The sequence below is a fragment of the Halomonas sp. BN3-1 genome (assembly GCF_003056325.1).
Taxonomy (GTDB): domain Bacteria; phylum Pseudomonadota; class Gammaproteobacteria; order Pseudomonadales; family Halomonadaceae; genus Halomonas; species Halomonas litopenaei.
Window position 1 is genome coordinate 50850 of the sequence record NZ_PYVV01000020.1, and the last position, 16497, is coordinate 67346.

The 16497-nt window shown below is 63.3% G+C and carries 11 protein-coding genes and 1 tRNA gene; 7 read left to right on the top strand and 5 right to left on the bottom strand.

Annotated elements, in window-relative coordinates; translation table 11 throughout:
• The first annotated feature begins 37 nt into the window (after positions 1-37).
• Positions 38-114: transfer RNA gene (locus tag C9F12_RS21005), tRNA-Arg, on the top strand.
• 333 nt (positions 115-447) lie between these two features.
• Here the strand turns inward: C9F12_RS21005 and C9F12_RS21010 are convergent.
• From C9F12_RS21010 to C9F12_RS21020, 3 genes are all read right to left on the bottom strand, one after another.
• Positions 448-1578 carry a polysaccharide lyase family 7 protein gene (locus C9F12_RS21010; RefSeq protein WP_205254745.1) on the bottom strand — a complete coding sequence of 377 codons (1131 nt, stop codon included), beginning with the start codon at positions 1576-1578 and terminating at the stop codon, positions 448-450.
• Between the two features lie 166 nt (positions 1579-1744).
• Positions 1745-3736, bottom strand: a complete 1992-nt coding sequence (locus C9F12_RS21015) for a methyl-accepting chemotaxis protein (protein WP_162816543.1) — start codon at positions 3734-3736, stop codon at positions 1745-1747.
• A gap of 338 nt (positions 3737-4074) precedes the next feature.
• Positions 4075-5556, bottom strand: a complete 1482-nt coding sequence (locus C9F12_RS21020; RefSeq protein WP_108450091.1) for a sodium:solute symporter family protein — start codon at positions 5554-5556, stop codon at positions 4075-4077.
• A 270-nt stretch (positions 5557-5826) separates the two neighbouring features.
• Between C9F12_RS21020 and C9F12_RS21025 the strand changes: the two genes are divergently transcribed.
• On the top strand, positions 5827-6723 hold the full coding sequence (locus C9F12_RS21025; protein WP_108450092.1) for a LysR family transcriptional regulator: 897 nt from the start codon (positions 5827-5829) through the stop codon (positions 6721-6723).
• A gap of 13 nt (positions 6724-6736) precedes the next feature.
• Here C9F12_RS21025 and C9F12_RS21030 read toward each other — a convergent pair whose 3' ends face one another.
• Positions 6737-7945: a M24 family metallopeptidase gene (locus tag C9F12_RS21030; protein WP_108450093.1), complete on the bottom strand. Its 1209-nt coding sequence runs from the start codon at positions 7943-7945 to the stop codon at positions 6737-6739.
• Positions 7946-8343: 398 nt separating this feature from the next.
• Here C9F12_RS21030 and C9F12_RS21035 point away from each other — a divergent pair, with 398 nt between their 5' ends.
• Genes C9F12_RS21035 through C9F12_RS21055 form a run of 5 tightly spaced genes read left to right on the top strand, consistent with a single transcriptional unit; the run spans position 8344 to position 13612 of the window.
• Positions 8344-9321, top strand: coding sequence for a DctP family TRAP transporter solute-binding subunit (locus tag C9F12_RS21035; RefSeq protein WP_108450094.1), 978 nt, complete (start codon positions 8344-8346; stop codon positions 9319-9321).
• Positions 9322-9326: 5 nt separating this feature from the next.
• The gene (locus C9F12_RS21040) at positions 9327-9827 is read left to right on the top strand and encodes a TRAP transporter small permease subunit (protein ID WP_240184318.1); all 501 of its coding nucleotides are present in this window, start codon (positions 9327-9329) and stop codon (positions 9825-9827) included.
• Positions 9824-11107: a TRAP transporter large permease gene (locus C9F12_RS21045; RefSeq protein ID WP_108450095.1), complete on the top strand. Its 1284-nt coding sequence runs from the start codon at positions 9824-9826 to the stop codon at positions 11105-11107. The genes C9F12_RS21040 and C9F12_RS21045 overlap by 4 nt, the downstream gene beginning before the upstream one ends.
• A gap of 3 nt (positions 11108-11110) precedes the next feature.
• A complete protein-coding gene (locus C9F12_RS21050; RefSeq protein ID WP_108450096.1) occupies positions 11111-11854 on the top strand; it encodes an aldolase/citrate lyase family protein in 744 nt (247 codons plus the stop codon).
• A gap of 39 nt (positions 11855-11893) precedes the next feature.
• Positions 11894-13612, top strand: coding sequence for a thiamine pyrophosphate-binding protein (locus C9F12_RS21055; RefSeq protein WP_108450097.1), 1719 nt, complete (start codon positions 11894-11896; stop codon positions 13610-13612).
• An 894-nt stretch (positions 13613-14506) separates the two neighbouring features.
• On the opposite strand, the gene C9F12_RS21065 is transcribed toward C9F12_RS21055, so the two are convergent.
• The coding region (locus C9F12_RS21065; RefSeq protein ID WP_205254746.1) for a polymorphic toxin type 47 domain-containing protein at positions 14507-16497 on the bottom strand (1991 nt) is incomplete at its 5' end.

Here is a 16497-nt window from a genome sequence, read left to right on the forward strand (position 1 = left end):
ATATGGCTCGCCGCGTGACAGGTTCAGGCGGCACCGCGCGCCCTTAGCTCAGCTGGATAGAGCGTTGCCCTCCGGAGGCAAAGGTCAAAGGTTCGAATCCTTTAGGGCGCGCCATAGAATTCAAGGGCTTACGACACTGTCGTAGGCCCTTTTTCATGTCTGGAGGGTGGGGCGGCAGGAAGTCATCGAGCGCTCGAATCGGGCCATTCACTGCCGTTGAATTTGCCCATTGCTGCACGAGCACATGCTTGAAAGTGCACGGTTTTCTGCCAAAGTTCGCCCTTGAGGCGAAAGCGTCTTTGCTGATCTGGATCAAGTCGGCCTTTGTTGCCGAGCGCCGTAGGCCAGGAGCGAGCGGCAGCTTCGCCCCTGGCGCGAACGTTACGCTTCTCTGGCGTGGACGTTGCTCTTCTCTGGCGTGGACGTTAACGGGCGCTCGCTGGACGCTTACTCGACCGGGCCGCTATCCAGCTCGCTGAACACGACCTGGGCGTAGTCACCGTGTTGCTGGTCCGTCTCCCACACCCCGGTACCCAGGCAGGCGCCAGATTCCGGCTTGGTGTTGCACTGGTTATAGGAACCCGCCTTGAAGTACATCCAGTCACCGGCGTAGCCGTGCGGATGGTCGGCCTCGTCGACCACGCCGTCGGGACCGACGTTGTCGGCCAGGTTCTGCTCGAAGGTGCGGGTGGGGTGGCCGTCTGACGCGAAGGTCAGGTGCATGACGTCGTCCTTGACCTCGACCCGATAGCGGAAGCTCTCGCCCAGGGCGATGCCCGCCTCGCCCGGATCCTCGCTGCCGCTCCAGTTGTTGCCCCACACCGCGTGGCTGATATCGATGCGCTCGGGGTCATCCTTCTCGAGGTTGCGTTCGTAGTTCCAGAACACCGAGCCGGTCTCGTGGTCGGGAAACTTCTTGTAGTAGATCTTCAGCGGTTCGTTGCCGTGGCCGAAGCCATTGTCCTGGGCCAGCACCGCTTCGTCCTTGCCGGCGTGGATCTGGCCGATGACCACCGAGTAGGCCGCTGCCCGGTCGGGCTTGTCGGTGCGCTCGGCGACGTGATCGACCCGCAGCGTGGCATCGAGGTAGCCGCCGATCTGAGCGTAGCGGTCAGCCTCGGGGTGGGAGGCGAGGGCAAAGTTCTGCTCAGGTGCCTTGGGGCCGAAGGCGTCGTCGGCGCCGGCCAGCATCTGGCGCAGTTCCGTGCGCGCATTGCTGGAATTGGGGGTGGTGAAGGCGCTGTTGGGGGTCACGAAGACCAGATGATTGTTGTCGTTCAGATAGTAGTAGTCCGGATGTTGATAGGACTGAAGCTCGCCGACCGATATCTCGTCGACGTCGTCGTCGCCGTCAGCGTCCATGGGCAGGGTCAACTTCCAGGTCGTCAGGTCGAAGACCTGCGCCGGTGGCGTACCCTCGGCGGCCGCCATGGAGGATACACCGAAGGAGGAGACGGCCAGGGCCGACAGCGCGACGATCAGGGGTTTGCGAAGGGGGTGTCGAAGGGACTGGTAAAGGGGCTGGCAAAGGGAATGGCGGTGGGAGAGAAAACGGCTGAGATGGTCGTGTTCGAGCACGGCGTTGTTCCTTGTTGTGCTGGGGTGGCATCAGCAAGGCTAGAATTGCGTTTCAATATTGTCAAAGATTATTCATTAAAAATAAAACGCGGTTTTGTTTGAATGGGTTCCATGCCTGATAAAAAAAGCCGCCCGGAAGGGCGGCAAGGCGGGGAACCTGTAGGGCCTATGCTTGGCAGTCGACAAGGGTGGCCTGGGGTGAGCCGATAAGCGGCCCGTCTTCCGACGTGGCGTGAAGGGCCGTTGGCACATCGACCTTGAAGCGGCCCACCAGCGAGGCCATGTCGCGAGCCCGCTTGTCGAGGGACTCGCTGGCGGTGGCAACGCGTTCGACCAGGCCGGTGTTGCGCTGGGTGACGTCCTCGAGTTGCGCCAGTGCCTGAGTGATCTGTTCGATACCCAGCGACTGCTCGGTCGCCGCGGTGGAAATCTCCGACACCAGGGTCGCCGTCTGCTGGGCATGCTCGGAGATGGTGACCAGCGCCTCGCTGGTGGAGGTCACCAGTCGCTCACCCTTGTCGACCCGCTGCGTACTGGTGGTGATCAACCGGCGGATCAGGGTGGCTTCTTCTGCGCAGCGGCTGGCAAGCTTCTGCACCTCCGAGGCCACCACCGAAAACCCTCGACCCTGGTCGCCGGCGCGCGCCGCCTCCACCGAAGCGTTCAGGGCCAGAATATTGGTCTGGAAGGCGATGTCGTCGATAGCCTCGACGATCCTGGTGACTTCCTGGTTGGCGTCGCGAATCTGTTCCATGGCCGTACGGGTCTGGGCGGCGTTCTGGCTCAGGTCGTTGGCGCGGCAGGCGACTTCACGGGTCATTTCCTGCGCCTGGCGAGCGGAGTCCGAGGTCTGCTTCACGGTGGCGGTGATCTGCTCCATGCTGGAAGCGGTCTGGATCAGTGAGGCCGCCTGCTGCTCCGTCCTGCTCGCCAGGTCATGGTTGCCCCTGGTGATTTCTCCACTGACCGCCTCGACGGCGCTGGCGCTCTTCTTCAGGTTGACCACCAGGCTGGCAATACTGCTCAGCGAGTCGTTGAAGGCGCGGTAAAGCTGCGACAGCTCGTCCTTGCCGGGGACCGCCAGTCGCTTGGTCAGATCATCTTTCTGCTCGCTGATGTCCATCAGGGCAATCTTTAGAGGACGCACCACGCTGCGGGCGGTCACAATCGAAAACACGAAGGTAATGCCCATGACCACAAGCATGGCCAGAGCGTGCTTGAGAAGGTAGCTGAAGGATGCTTTCTGCAAGTCGTCAATACGTGCCATAAGGTGCTGTTCTGCCGACCGGGAGATCTGCTGAATGCCATCGATATACTTGGTCTGGGCCTCGAACCACTCCTGGTGATCGATGCCGAAGCCGCCGCTTGAGGCCTTGTCGAGGACCACGTTGCGCATGGCATTCAAACGCTCGCCAAGTGCGCTGTCGGTCAGCGTCTTGAGCTCCTCCTGAACCCTCGGTGATGAAAGCTCGAAGAAGTTCTTCTTGTGCACATCGGACTTCACGATCAACGAAAGCAGCTTCCTGAACATTACTGGCGATATCGCGTCGGCGCTGAAAGATGCCGCCAGTACCGCCCGTTCTATGCCGGCCAGCTCCTTGATGTTCAAAAGGTCGTAATAGGCCGTTAGCTGACGGGCGACTTCGCCCTGATCGACGCCAAAGGTCAGCTTGGCGACGATATCGATCAGCGCCTCGTTGATGTTGGTATAAGCGTCCGTCGATGCTTCGGCAGAGATGTCGAGACCATCGACCTTGCGCCGTAGGTCATCCTTCTCCTCAAGCAGACGCTTTGCCAGATCGACCTGTGCTGCGATTCGAGGGTCATGACGGGAAAAGTCGATGTCAGCGATGTAGCGGTCAAATGATTCGGCCTGGGTATTGGTCGCCTCACGTTGCACCGGTAGCTCTGTATGATAGTTGCGGCCCTGACTGCTCAGAAAGGCGGCCGTCATCCCCCGTTCGCGCTGCAGTTCGTGTACCAGGTTGGCCGAATGACGCCCGAGGATCGCTACCTCTTGAAGATTGTCCATCCGGGTAACGACCGCCTGGCGTTCCAGCACCGTGGAAAGCGTCATCCACAGGATAGAAAGCAGCGGCAAGAAAAGCACCAGGAAGAACTTTCTTCCCATGGTCAGGCGATCAAGGAGTGATGTCATTGGCAGAGGGCTCATGCTGGGAGGGGCCAACCGGCAGTCATGGCATGAGCGAAGTCATTTCCTGGCTTGCTCATCGCTCGGACTGCCTCCGATTAGCAGCGATGCCAGGGTTATCGACCTATGAAAGCGTCAAGTTGAGAGGAATATGCTAAAGCGCTTCGCACCAATGATCTGGGTCATGAGAGCCGCCGGTTCTCGGCCATGATGCTCAGGTTCGACCGCGACTATTCGCTGGGTGACGGAGGTTTCACGAGAATGGCCGCCTCGGAAGGCGGCCTGTCTTTTTTGCCCAAACCTCAGAACCCAGGTCCTGAGGCGAGTCGGGGGGATGTTTTCGGTCAAGCAGGGTGGTCAGGGAGGGATGGGTTCGGATGGCGGGCATGGGCGCGATGGCTACGGCCGACGAGGGTCACGCCGATATACAGAGCCGACGACACCACGCAGCCGGTCAGCGGACCGATCAACCAGCCCACATCGGCGAACAGCATCATGTAGCCGCTGGTGAAGAAGCCGCCGAGCATGGCCGCCAGCGCCCCCCAGGCCGAGCCCTGCCAGAAGGTCGAGATGAACACCGGTCCGATCAGGCTGGCGAGCAGGGTGCCGGTGCCGAGGATGCCGAGCCAGGACAGCATGAAGGGCGGTGCGTAGAGCATCATCAGTAGCGCCAGCACGCCGAGCACCAGTACCGCGGCCCGGTTCAGGCCCAGGACGCGCCGTGCCGAAGGCTGTCGTTCGGCAAAGATCGCCAGGCGCAGGTCATGGGAGACGCTGGAGGCCACGGTGTGCAAAAGGGAGTTCGCGGTGGACTTCATGGCGAAGATGATGAACAAGGTGATGACGCCCTGGATCGCCGGATGCATGAACTGCTCGAGATAGACCGGCATGGCGCTGTCGGGGTCCGCCAGTCCCGGCAGCTTGACCCTGACGTAGAGCCCGACCAGCGGAATCAGACTGAGCAGGCCGCCGAGCACCGCGACGTAGATGCCGACCTTGTGCAGCTTGACCTCGGGCTTGAAGGCCAGGAAGCGGACCGCCATGAACGGCAGCACCGCCGCGAACAGAAAGGCGTAGGGCAGGACCAGGAAGACGTTGCCTCGGGAGGCGCCGTAGTGGGCCCCGTTGGTCGGGTTCAACAGCTCCGGGTCGATGGCGTTCAAGCCGCTTTCCCACTCGTTCACGTCAATGGTGGTCAGCATCTGGATGACGATGATGACCTCCGCCAGGGCCATGCCCCAGACCATGATGGTGTCGGTCCAGGCCACCGCGGCCAGCCCCCCGAGCATGGTGTAGAGGATGATCACCCCGACCATCAGCATGGCGCTCTGGTCGAGCTCGATGCCCAGCCAGCTGGCGCCCAGAAGCCCCACCGCCTTGATCTGACTGGTCAGGAAGACCAGCAGCAGCACCACGGTGATGATCGCCGATACCGCCTGCAGCACTCGCCCCATGGCGCCGCCGCCGTGGGACTGGCCGATGTACTCGGGGATGGTGTTGCTGCCCATCTCGATCGCCTTGCGCTGCATGAAGCGGGCGAAGTAGAGCACCGCGATGACCATCGCCGGTGCAAAGAAGAAGTTGCCCAGCACCTCGATGGCACCAAACTGGTAGGTGACCCCGGGCGAGCCCATGAAGCCCCAGCCGCTGAATCCGGTGGCAACGATGGTACCGGCACCGACGAAGGCCCCCAGCGAGCGCCCGGCGACCAGGAAGCCGGCGGCGTCATCCTTGTGCATGCGCCGGGAGGACAGGTAGCCCAGATAGAGCATCAGGCCGAAGGTCATCAGCAGAAGCGCCCAATTGAACAGGGTAAAGGAGTCCATGTGCGTCACCTCGGTTGGCGGGCCTTGAGTTCTCGACGCAGGTAGGCTGCACCGGTGTGAATCAGCATGTAGAGCGTTAGAATGACGAAGGTGGTCAATACCCAGGAGTTCATGAAGAAGCCTCTATTGTTTGTTGTTGGACGTTGATAATCGGCGGTCGTCGAGCGATGGCGTCGATCTCCATCGACAGATTCAAGGTATTTTCTAGCCGCTTAAGCGACCAATAAGAACGACAAATCGATGCATGATCTATGCCAATGAGGCCCCAGGTTGAAGACAATCCCGAGTGAGTTATTGCGCACCTTCGTGACCATCAATGAGCTGGGAGGCTTTACCGCGGCAGGAGAGCGCCTGGGGCGCTCCCAGCCCGCCATCAGCCTGCAGATGAAAAAACTCGAGGAGATGCTGGGTACTCGCCTGTTTCTGCGCGGAAGCCAGCTGGAAATGACCCAGGATGGTGACTATCTCTACCAAGAAGCCAGGGCCATGCTGGCGATCAATGACCGGCTGGTGGAGAAGCTTTGCGGAGGGGGCGTCAGTGGCAAGGTCAGGCTAGGTATTCCCAACGATTTCGAGCTGGCATTTGTGCCGCGAGTGCTGAGGAATCTAGCGCGGGTCTACCCCAATATCGAGGTCGAGGTCGACTGTGAAATCAGCAGGGTCATACTCCAGCGTTTTCACCGGCATCACTACGATATCGCCCTGGTGATGGAGCCGGAAAGGGTCGACGATGATCGCGATGCTCGGGATATCCGGGTGGATGACCTGGTCTGGGTGGTAGGCGACACGGCGCTGCTGGAAGGTGACGCGCCGCTGCCTCTGGTCACCTATCCCCTGGGATGCCTGTACCGCTCGGCGGCGGAAGAGGCGTTGCGGGCCAGGGCGATGCCCTATCGGGTGAGCTACGCCAGCACCAGCCTGCTCGGTATCTTCACCGCGGTGGAGGAGGGCCTGGGCGTGACCGCCCTGGCGCGCAGCGTCAGCCCCGATCACTTGCACTGCGTGGATGGCGCGGACCGGCTGCCCGAGCTTGGGCGCGTTACCTTCGGCCTGCACTACCAGGCCGGCGAGCTGTCTGTGGCGGCGCACCACGTGCTGGACTACCTCAGGGCCGGGCTCGCCGACATGGGGGGCGAGCGGCCCCCCATGTCACGTCCCGGTCGGTGATCGCCGGATCGGCTCATCCCACGATGTTGTGGGCCGGCCCGTAGGGGAAGCCGGTGATATTGTCGGCGCCGTCTTCCTTGACCACCAGGATGTCGTGCTCGCGGTAGCCACCGGCGCCGGGCTGGCCTTCGGGAATCATCAGCATGGGCTCCATCGACACCACCATGTTGGGCTCCAGTACGGTATCGATGTCCTCGCGCAGTTCAAGACCCGCCTCGCGGCCGTAGTAGTGGCTCAGGGTGCCGAAGGAGTGCCCGTAGCCAAAGGTGCGGTACTTGAGAACGTCGTGTCGGGCGAAGATCTCGTTGAGCTCGTGGGCGATGTCGCTGCAGCGGGCACCGGGGCGAATCAGCTGCTGTCCGCGCTCATGGACCTCGCAGTTGATCTCCCACAGCCGCAGATGGGCATCGCTTGCGTGCTCGCAGAACAGGGTGCGCTCCAGCGCCGTGTAATAGCCCGAGATCATCGGGAAGGTGTTCAGGCTCAGGATGTCGCCGGGGCGCACGCGACGGCTGGTGACCGGATTGTGGGCGCCGTCGGTGTTGATGCCGGACTGGAACCACACCCAGGTGTCCATCAGCTCGCTCTGCGGGTAGGTCTTGGCGATCTCGCGCACCATGGCGCTCTGGCCGGCCAGCGCCACCTCGTACTCGGGCACCCCGGCGGCGATGGCGTCGCGTACCGCGACACCGCCCACATCGGCGATACGCGCGCCCTGTCGGATCAGCGCGATCTCTTCGGCGGACTTGATCATGCGCATCTGCATGGTGGGTACGCCGATATCGACCAGCTCCACCTCGCCAAGGGCGCTTTCCAGCTTGTCGCGGTTGGCCAGGGTCAGATGGTCGAACTCCACCCCGATGCGCCGCTTGCCTTCGCATAGCTGCTTGATGGCCTTGAAGAAGTTGTCCTTCTGCCAGTCGGTGTAGACGATGTTGTCGCCCAGACGGTTGCGCCGATACGGTTGGCCGCCGTCGATGTTGGCGGTGACGGTAGTAAAGCCTTCCTGGGTCACCACCAATCCGTAGTCGCGGCCGAAGCGACAATAGACGAAGTCACTGAAGTAATTGATGTTGTGATAGGAGGTCAGGACCACAGCATCGACCTGCTGCTCGGCCATGTGCTGGCGCAGACGGGCCAGGCGGCGCTGCATCTCGGCGTCGCTGAAGGTGGAGGTGACCTTTTCACCGTTGGGGATCTCGATCAGAGAGGGCAGTTGCATAGGGGCTCCTTGTAATTCTTGGCCGACAGGGCGGTGGTTCTCATCCTGCGCTGGCGCCAGCCTCGACGCTGACCACCACGCTGGATCGACTATCGCCGTGGAGCCGTCAACGGCGCCAATCACAACCGCAAATGCCCCCATTTGCGCCAGAAAAATGGTTCTTGAACAGTGCGTTAAAGGAGTGTCTGGAAGCGCTTGTGGTTGCTGCCCCAGGCCTGTCGAAGGGCCACCCTGACCACTGTCCAATGGCTTTGCATAAATCAGGCTTATGCAAAGCATAAAATCTTGAAAATTGTCTAATACGCCTACCTGGCCGAGTCTCAAGTGACGCCTGTCTTGCCGTTAACAAAGCGGTGGCGGGCCCAGATCACAATCACAACGACTCAACGGGTACCCCCATGACCTCCAGGATGCTCCCCCTGCTGGCGCTTGGCGCCTTCGCCGGTCTTTCCACCTCAGCCCAGGCCCTCGACATCAAGCTCGGCCACGTGCTGGCCCCGACCCATAGCTGGCATATCGCCGCCGAAGGCTTCGCCGACGAGGTGCGCGAGGCCACCGAGGGTCGCGTCAACTTCCAGGTCTTCCCCAGCGGCCAGCTCGGCAACGAAAAGACCATGGTCGAAGGCATGCAGATCGGGAGCGTGCCCGCCGGGGTGATCGGCTGCGGCTCCTTCCAGCCGCTGGACGCCCGCTTCGGCATCGTCGAGCTGCCCTACTCCTGGGCGGACCGCCAGGACGCCTACGCCGCCTACGACGGTGAGCTGGGCGAGGCGCTGGAAGCCATCGCCTCCGACTACAACATGAAGATCCTGTCCTGGTGGGAGAACGGCTTCCGCCACGTCACCAACAACCAGGGCCCGGTCGAGACCCCCGAGGACCTGGCTGGCCTGAAGATCCGGGTGACGCCGGACAAGATGCGCCTGGATACCTTCACCGCGCTTGGCGCAAGCCCGGCCCCGCTGTCCTTCGGCGAGCTCTACTCGGCGCTGCAGCAGGGGGTGTTCGACGCCCAGGAAAACCCGCTGTCGATCATCCATTCCTCGTCCTTCTTCGAGGTCCAGGACTACGTTTCGCTGACCGGACACGTATGGGCACCGGCCTGCCTGACCGTCGCCAACAACGTCTGGCAGCGCCTGTCCGAGGACGACCAGGCGGCGGTCCAGCAGCTGGCCGACGACTGGCGTGACGAACAGCGCCGGATGACCCAGGAGGACGACTCGCGCCTGGTGGCCGAGCTCGAGGCCGAAGGCATGAGCGTCAATGAGGTCGATACCGCGCCGTTCAATGCCGCCGTCCAGGGCGTCTGGGCCGACTACGAAGACGTCTTTGGCAGCGACCTGATGGCGCTGGTGAAGCGCTATCGCGAAGGGCAGTGAGCGCGATGACCGTGCACGGCCTGCTGCATCCCGTGGCGCGTCTGGTCTCGCGCCTGTGCCTGGCGCTGGCCGGCATCGGCGCCGCCCTGCTGGCGGCGCTGGTCGCCTACTCGGTGTTCATGCGCTGGGTGGTGGGGGCGCCGCCCCACTGGGCCGAAGAGCTGCCCCAGCTGGTGCTGGTGTGGACCGCGCTGCTGGCCGGCGTGGCCTGCACCTACAAGCGCAGCCACCTCAGCGCCGGACTGATGCCGCTGCTGGTGAGTTCCTCCGCCGTTCGCAGAGGGATCACCCGGGCCACCGACCTGCTGCTGCTGGTGATGCTGCTGTTGCTGGCCAAGGCTGGCTGGGACCTGGCCTGGCTGACCATGAGCCAGACCACTACCGCGCTGCAGCTGCCTGCGGGGCTGGTGTATCTGTCGGTGCCGGTGTGCTGCGCCGGCATGGCGCTGGCGCAGTGTGACCATCTGCTGGCGCGCCAGCCGCTGCCACAGGAGGGCGACACATGACCCTTGGTGCCTTGACCCTGGTGGGCGTCTTCGCCCTGGCGATCCTGATCGACATTCCCATCGCCTTCGGCCTGATCCTGGCGGTGCTGTCCTATCTGCTGATGTTCGGTGCGGCGCCGATGATGGTCTCTGCCCAGCAGTTCGTGGCGGGCATGGAGAGCTTCACCCTGCTGGCCATTCCGCTGTTCGTGATGGCCGCCCAGTTGATGAATCACGCTGGACTGACCCAGCGTCTGGTGCGTCTGTGCATGGCGCTGGTGGGCGACATCCGTGGCGGCCTGGCGGTGGTCGCGGTGCTGGCCTGCATGATGTTCGGGGCGCTGTCAGGCTCTGGCGTGGCCGACGTCATCGCCATCGGCAGCATGCTGCTGCCGGCGATGCAGCGCAGCGGCTATCACCGCGGCTTCAGCAGCGCCCTGGTGGGCACCGCCAGCTCCATCGGCACGGTGATCCCGCCGAGTATCGTGATGATCGTCTACGGCACCACCTCCAACACCTCGGTGGGCAAGCTGTTCATGGGCGGCGTTATCCCCGGCCTGCTGCTGACCCTGGCGCTGGTGGGGGTGGCCATCTTTGTGTCACGCCGCAACGGCTGGTCCGGTGGTACCCGGCCCGAGCCCGGCGAGCGCAAGCGTGCCTTTATCGCTGCCCTGCCGGCGCTGCTGGTGCCGGTGCTGATCATCGGAGGCATCCGCTTCGGCGTCTTCACCCCCACCGAAGCCGCCGCCTCGGCCATCGTCTATGCGCTGATCGTCGGCACCCTGGTCTATCGCAGCCTGAGCCTTCGGGACATCGTCGACAGCGTCATCGCCACCGCGGAGACCTCCGGCGCCATCCTGGTCATCATCGGTGCCGCCGGCATGTTCGCCTGGGGCCTGACCTACGAACAGGTGCCCCAGGCCATCGCCACACTGATCGGCGAGATCACCGACAGTCGCTACGGCGTACTGCTGCTGCTGACCATAGTGCTGCTGGTGCTCGGCTCCTTCATGGAAAGCATCGCCATCATCATCATCGTCACCCCCATCGTCATGCCGCTGCTGGTGCAGTACGGCATCGACCCGGTGCACTTCGGGGTGCTGCTGACGGTGAACCTGGCGATCGGCGCCAATACCCCGCCGCTGGGGGTCGACCTGATGGCCGCCTGCCGCATCGCAGGGATCAGCGTGATGGAGTCGTTGCGCTACCTGGGGCTGATGCTCGGGGCGATGGTCGCGGTGCTGCTGCTGATCACCTTCGTGCCTGACATCGTGCTGTTCCTGCCGAACCTGATGGAGTGACCCATGGAGCCCCTGATTCCGACTCCTTCGTCCCTGGCCCAGTGTCGCAGCTGGCTGTTCGTGCCGGGGCATGACCCGGCACGCCTGGACCAGGCGCTGGATAGCGGCGCCGAGGCCATCATCGTCGACCTGGAGGAGTTCACCCCGGCCGCCGATCGCCGCCAGGCCTGCGACGACTTTGTCGCCTTCGCCGAGCGCTGCCGGCAGCACCAGCGGCTGCCCATGGCGCGCATCAACCCGCTGACCCAGGGCGGCAAGGGCGAGCTGGCGGCGCTGATGCGGGCACGACCAGCGGCGATCTTCCTGCCCCAGGTCGAGTCCTCCATGGACATCGTGCTGCTGGCTCTGGCACTGGCCCGCGAAGAGCGTCGCGTCGGCCTCGAACAGGGCTGTACCGCGCTGATACCGACGCTGGAGAGCGCCGCCGGTGTGGGCGCCGCAGCGGAGATCCTCAAGGCAAGTCCGAGGGTAAGCGCGGCGCTTCTCGGCAGTGGCGATCTGTCGCGTGATCTGGGCATCGCCGCCGACGCCGAGCCAGGCGAGCGGGCCAGCGTCCTGGCGCCCTGGCGCCAGCGCTTCGTCGATGCCTGCGCCAAGGCCGAGTGTCTGGCCATCGACGGCCCCTGGCCTTACCGAGAGGGCTTCGAGCAAGACCTGAAGTGGGCCATGGCGCAGGGCTTTCGTGCCCGCTGCGTGGTGCTGTCCGAACAGATCGCCCCGCTGCACCGGGCCCTGACAGACGCCTGAACCGCCTTTACCACCAACAACGATATCGAGAACCCTGACATGAGCCTGCCAGCCTCCACGCTTTCGCCAACCACGTCCCTTGCGCGCCGCAATGGCGGCCAGATCCTGATGGACCAGTTGCGCGCCCACGGCGCCCGCCGGGTCTTCCTGGTGCCGGGGGAAAGCTACCTGCCCTGCATCGACGCCCTCAACGAGCATCGGGGCGCCATCGAGCCCATCGTCTGTCGTCAGGAAAGCGGCGCCGCCTACATGGCCGAGGCCTACGGCAAGCTGACCAACGAGCCGGGCATCTGCTTTGTGACCCGTGGCCCGGGGGCCACCAACGCCTCCATCGGGGTGCATACCGCCTTTCAGGACTCGACCCCGATGATCCTGTTCATCGGCCAGGTAGGGAACGACTTCGTCGAGCGCGAGGCCTTCCAGGAGATCGACTACCGCCGCATGTTCGGCCCCATGGCCAAGTGGGTCGCCCAGATCGACGCCACCGATCGTATCCCCGAGTACATCGCCCGGGCCTATCGCGTCGCCACCAGCGGGCGTCCCGGTCCGGTAGTGCTGGCGTTGCCTGAAGACACCCTGTGGGGCGAAGCCGAGGTGGCCGACGCCCAGCCCATGGCCAAGCTGCATTCCCACCCCGGCGCGGCTCAGCTCGAGGCGCTCAAGGCGCGTCTGGCCGAGGCCGAGCGGCCCTTCCTGCTGATCGGTGGCAGCGGCTGGACGGCACAGGCTCAGGCCCAGATGGCGGCCTTCGCCGAGCGGTTCGAACTGCCGGTGGGGGTGGCCTGGCGGCGGCTCGAGTGTTTCGACCAGCGCGATCCGCGCTTTGTCGGCCACGTCGGCTTCGCCATGGACGACGCCCTGCGCGAGCGGCTTGAGCATAGCGACCTGCTGATCGCCGTCGGCACCCGCATGGGCGAGGCCACCAGCGAAGGCTACTCGTGGATCCAGTCGCCGACTCCGCGCCAGACGCTGGTGCACGTCTACCCGGATCCCGAAGAGCTGGGCCGGGTCTATCATGCCGAGCTTGCCATCAACGCCGACGTGGTGGGCTTCGCCGCCGCCCTGGACGGGCTGGCGCCGGACACCTCACCGCGCTGGGCCGACCAGACGCGCGCCGCGCGTGCCGACTACCTGGCGACGCTCGAGCCCCAGCCGGCCCCGGGGCCGCTGAGTCTCGACAAGGTCGCCGCCAGCGTCGATCGTCGCCTGGACGGCCAGGGCTGCATCAGCGTGGGGGCCGGCAATTATGCGCTGTACGCCCACCGTTACGTGCGCTTCGCCGGGCTCGGCAGCTCGCTGGCGCCGACGGTGGGCTCCATGGGCTACGGGCTGCCGGCGGCGATCTCGTTCAAGCTCGAGCACCCCGACCGCCCGGCGGTGTGCTTCGCCGGCGACGGCTGCTTCCAGATGAACCTGCAAGAGCTGGGGGTGGCGCTGCAGTACGACGTCGGCCTGGTGATTCTTTTGTTCAACAACGGCATGTGGGGCACCATCCGCGCCCACCAGGAAAACGACTTCCCCGGCCGCGAGATCGCCCTGACCTTCACCAACCCGGCCTTCACCACCCTGGTCGAGTCCTACGGTGGCCTGGGCGAGATCGTCGAGCGTGACGAGGACTTCGACGCCGCCTTCGAGCGCGCCCTGGCCTTCGCCGAGCGCGAACGCCGTCCGGCGCTGATCGAGCTGCGCTACGAGGTCGACGGCATCGCCCCGGGCAAGCGCCTGAGTGCCATCCGCGAGGCTGCCCTGGCGCGATAGCGCCATTGCATAAGCCGCGCTAGTGCCATTGCATAAGCCCCGCTAGTGCCGATATAAGAAGGCGCGCCAGCGCCCTGGTCCAGGCCCGTGTAGCGAAGGATTAAAGCCCCTGAAGACTCGTTGAGCAGGGGGATCGGCCCCGCGCGGGCTTGGTCAGGAGTGACCACCCTGGTTCGACAGCTTGGCGCGCAAGCTTCTGATTGACCGAAGAACGCCTTGTCGAAATTGGCACCACAAGGGTGATTCGGTGTAGCGGTGGTGGGCGCCGGCTGGCCCATGGGGGCGCAGCGCTCGATCGGCTGGCCCTTGCCGCTTGTCGTTTTGAAGAGTCGATAACGGGTGTGTTGGTTGGTGGAGTCGTCATGAGCTCAGGATATTCGTCATGTTGAATTCCACGCCCAACGACGAAGAGCCCCAGAGGGTGGGGCTTAGACTCCTGAATGTTGACTTGACGGAGTCTCCGAGTTCAGTAGAGATAGATCGACTTCTCCGGCGGTTTCAATCACGTACCAGTTGACTGAGATCAGAAAGGACTTTCTTTTGTTAGATACGAAATATTCCATCCCGTAGCAGTTCTCCATTATGTTTGATATTTCTCGCGCATCGGCTATCAAAATGACAAGATTTTTTTGTTGATGGTTTTGCTCGAAAAATATATATGCAGGCTCTTTCTTTAATGATTTGGAGAACGCAAATTCGTGTGTCTCCGTACTTATATATTTCGCCTCTCTTCCAATCGAAAGATGTCCTTCCATTTTTTCTGGATAAAATTTTGACAATGTTTTATGGATATAAGATTGTGCAATATCTTCAGCCAGTATTTTTGTGTTTATTCCTAGCTTTTTAGAGGATGCTAGAATTTCATGTGCATGGCTTAGTCTGTGAAGTTTCAAGTTACCTCCTAGTGGCTGGGATGTTATCGACAAATATGTGGCCTCTAGACCTAGGCTTTCCTGGTACTTGGTAGCCTATATGTGGTGCATGTGGTCCATTACCTAGTCCACCGTTTCCACCGACATTGTTCCACTCGGGAATGTCCATATTGACATTTGCTCCATTTGGAGCCTGCCATTCGACTGGGACGGATTTTCCATTTACATCTGTTCCCCATTTCGTGACTTCAAACTGCTCACGCGGTACACCAGTTCGTCTGAACGCTTCGGTTAGACCATCGTGATGACTTTTTCCTGTGCCGCGAAGATCAAGGTCTTTTTCTGGATTGAACTCCCAGTTTTTTCCTTCTAGCGCTGCCCTACATTGACTTCTACACCCGCTCAACCCTAGCGGATCCACCCACCCTGTCGGGTTGGGGGCGTACATGTACAGGTTTTCGCCGCCGGCCAGGCCGATGGGGTCCTGGGTGGTGAAGCGTCCCGTCTCTGGATCATAGTACCGATGGCGGTTGTAGTGCAGCCCGGTTTCTTCATCCAGGTACTGACCCTGGAAGCGCAGGGGGTTGTCGGTGGTGCTGGGGTTGCCGTGGCCGTCACTGGCCTTGGTGAGCTTGCCCCAGGCGCGGTAGTGGCCGACCCAGGCGAGTTGTCCATCCTGCCCGGCCAGCTCCATCGGGGTGCCGAGGTGGTCGGTGTGGATGCTGTAGAGCGTCGGCTCGGTTGGCTGGTGTTCGGTATAGAGCACCGCCCCAGTGCCGCTGCGGGTGTGGACGGCCTCGAAGCGGTTTTCGAGCTTGGCGGCGGGCACGAAGCTGTCGGGTTCGAACAGGTAGATCACCCGCCGTTCGGGGGTGAGGCCGGGATACTCGAGCCGATGGCAGCGCTGGGCGATCGGTAGCGAGTGAGGCCGCTCGGGGTTCTCGCGGGCCAGTTCGAGCCGTTCGGGGCGAAACAGCGGCGGCAGGCCACCGACAAAACGCTCTTCGCTTTGCAGCAGGTCACCGTCCCAGTTGAACACCGTCAGCTCACTGGGCTGGCCCTGGCGGTTCACCTCTTTCCACACCCGTCGGCCGAGGCCGTCGTAGGCGTAGCGGGCGCGCATGCGCGGCAGGGTGTCATCGCCCGCGGCGGGTGCATGGGGGTAGTGGCTGGCCTCGATCAGCCGGTGTTCGGGGTCGTACTGGTAGTGCCAGGTCTCGCCGCTGGGGGCGATGCGTCGGGTCAGGTTGCCACTGGCGTCGTAGTGGTAGTGGGTGCCGGCGTAGCGCTTGAGCAGGTTGCCCATGGCCGGCGACAGGCTGGCCGGTGCGCCTGGGTAATCGAGGCGAATGCGCTCCTCGGACCCGTGGTCGAGGTGATCGCGGGGGCGCTCGCGTCGCCAGCGGGTGGCGTCGGAGGTTGTACCTTCGTTTCCTTTTTCGCCTTTTGCTTGTGGCGGCACGGGATCGACCAGATTGCCGGCCGGGTCGAAGGCGAACACTTCCTCAAGCCCGGGGGCGCTTGCCTGGCGCAGCCGGCCCAGTGGGTCGTAGCCGTAGCGGGTGGTGCCACGCAGGTTGTCGTCCGCCTGGCTGAGCAGGCCGTTGGCGCTGTAGTGCCACTGGCGCCTGACGGTGGGGTGTCGGGGGCGGTCCTCGACGGATGCTTCGAGGGTGCGGATGTGCTGCTCGATCAGGCGTCCCAGCGGGTCGAAGCGTGATTCGACCTCGCGGCTGCCCTGGTGACGGCGCACCTCGCGATGCAGGTCGTCGCGCTCGAAGGCCATCAGCTCGCGCTGGTCCAGGGTCATGGCGTGGACATGGCCTGAGCCATAGCGCAGCCAGGCCAGGGTCTGTCCGTCGGGCAGGGTGGTGGTCTCGCGGTTGCCCAGGGCGTCGTGGGTGTGGCGGGTGACGCTGGAGTAGTCACCGCCGTTGGGCAGCTGATGACGCTGCACCTCGGCGATCAGGTTGTCGGCGGTGTCGAAGTGAAAGCGCGTCTCGCTGTGGCGGC

Coding starts and splice junctions, on each gene's coding strand:
- C9F12_RS21020 (WP_108450091.1), bottom strand. CDS start 5,556: ATGGACTCCTTTACCCTGTTCAATTGGGCGCTTCTGCTGATGACCTTC.
- C9F12_RS21035 (WP_108450094.1), top strand. CDS start 8,344: ATGACCTCCAGGATGCTCCCCCTGCTGGCGCTTGGCGCCTTCGCCGGT.
- C9F12_RS21055 (WP_108450097.1), top strand. CDS start 11,894: ATGAGCCTGCCAGCCTCCACGCTTTCGCCAACCACGTCCCTTGCGCGC.
- C9F12_RS21045 (WP_108450095.1), top strand. CDS start 9,824: ATGACCCTTGGTGCCTTGACCCTGGTGGGCGTCTTCGCCCTGGCGATC.
- C9F12_RS21030 (WP_108450093.1), bottom strand. CDS start 7,945: ATGCAACTGCCCTCTCTGATCGAGATCCCCAACGGTGAAAAGGTCACC.
- C9F12_RS21050 (WP_108450096.1), top strand. CDS start 11,111: ATGGAGCCCCTGATTCCGACTCCTTCGTCCCTGGCCCAGTGTCGCAGC.
- C9F12_RS21040 (WP_240184318.1), top strand. CDS start 9,327: ATGACCGTGCACGGCCTGCTGCATCCCGTGGCGCGTCTGGTCTCGCGC.
- C9F12_RS21015 (WP_162816543.1), bottom strand. CDS start 3,736: ATGACATCACTCCTTGATCGCCTGACCATGGGAAGAAAGTTCTTCCTG.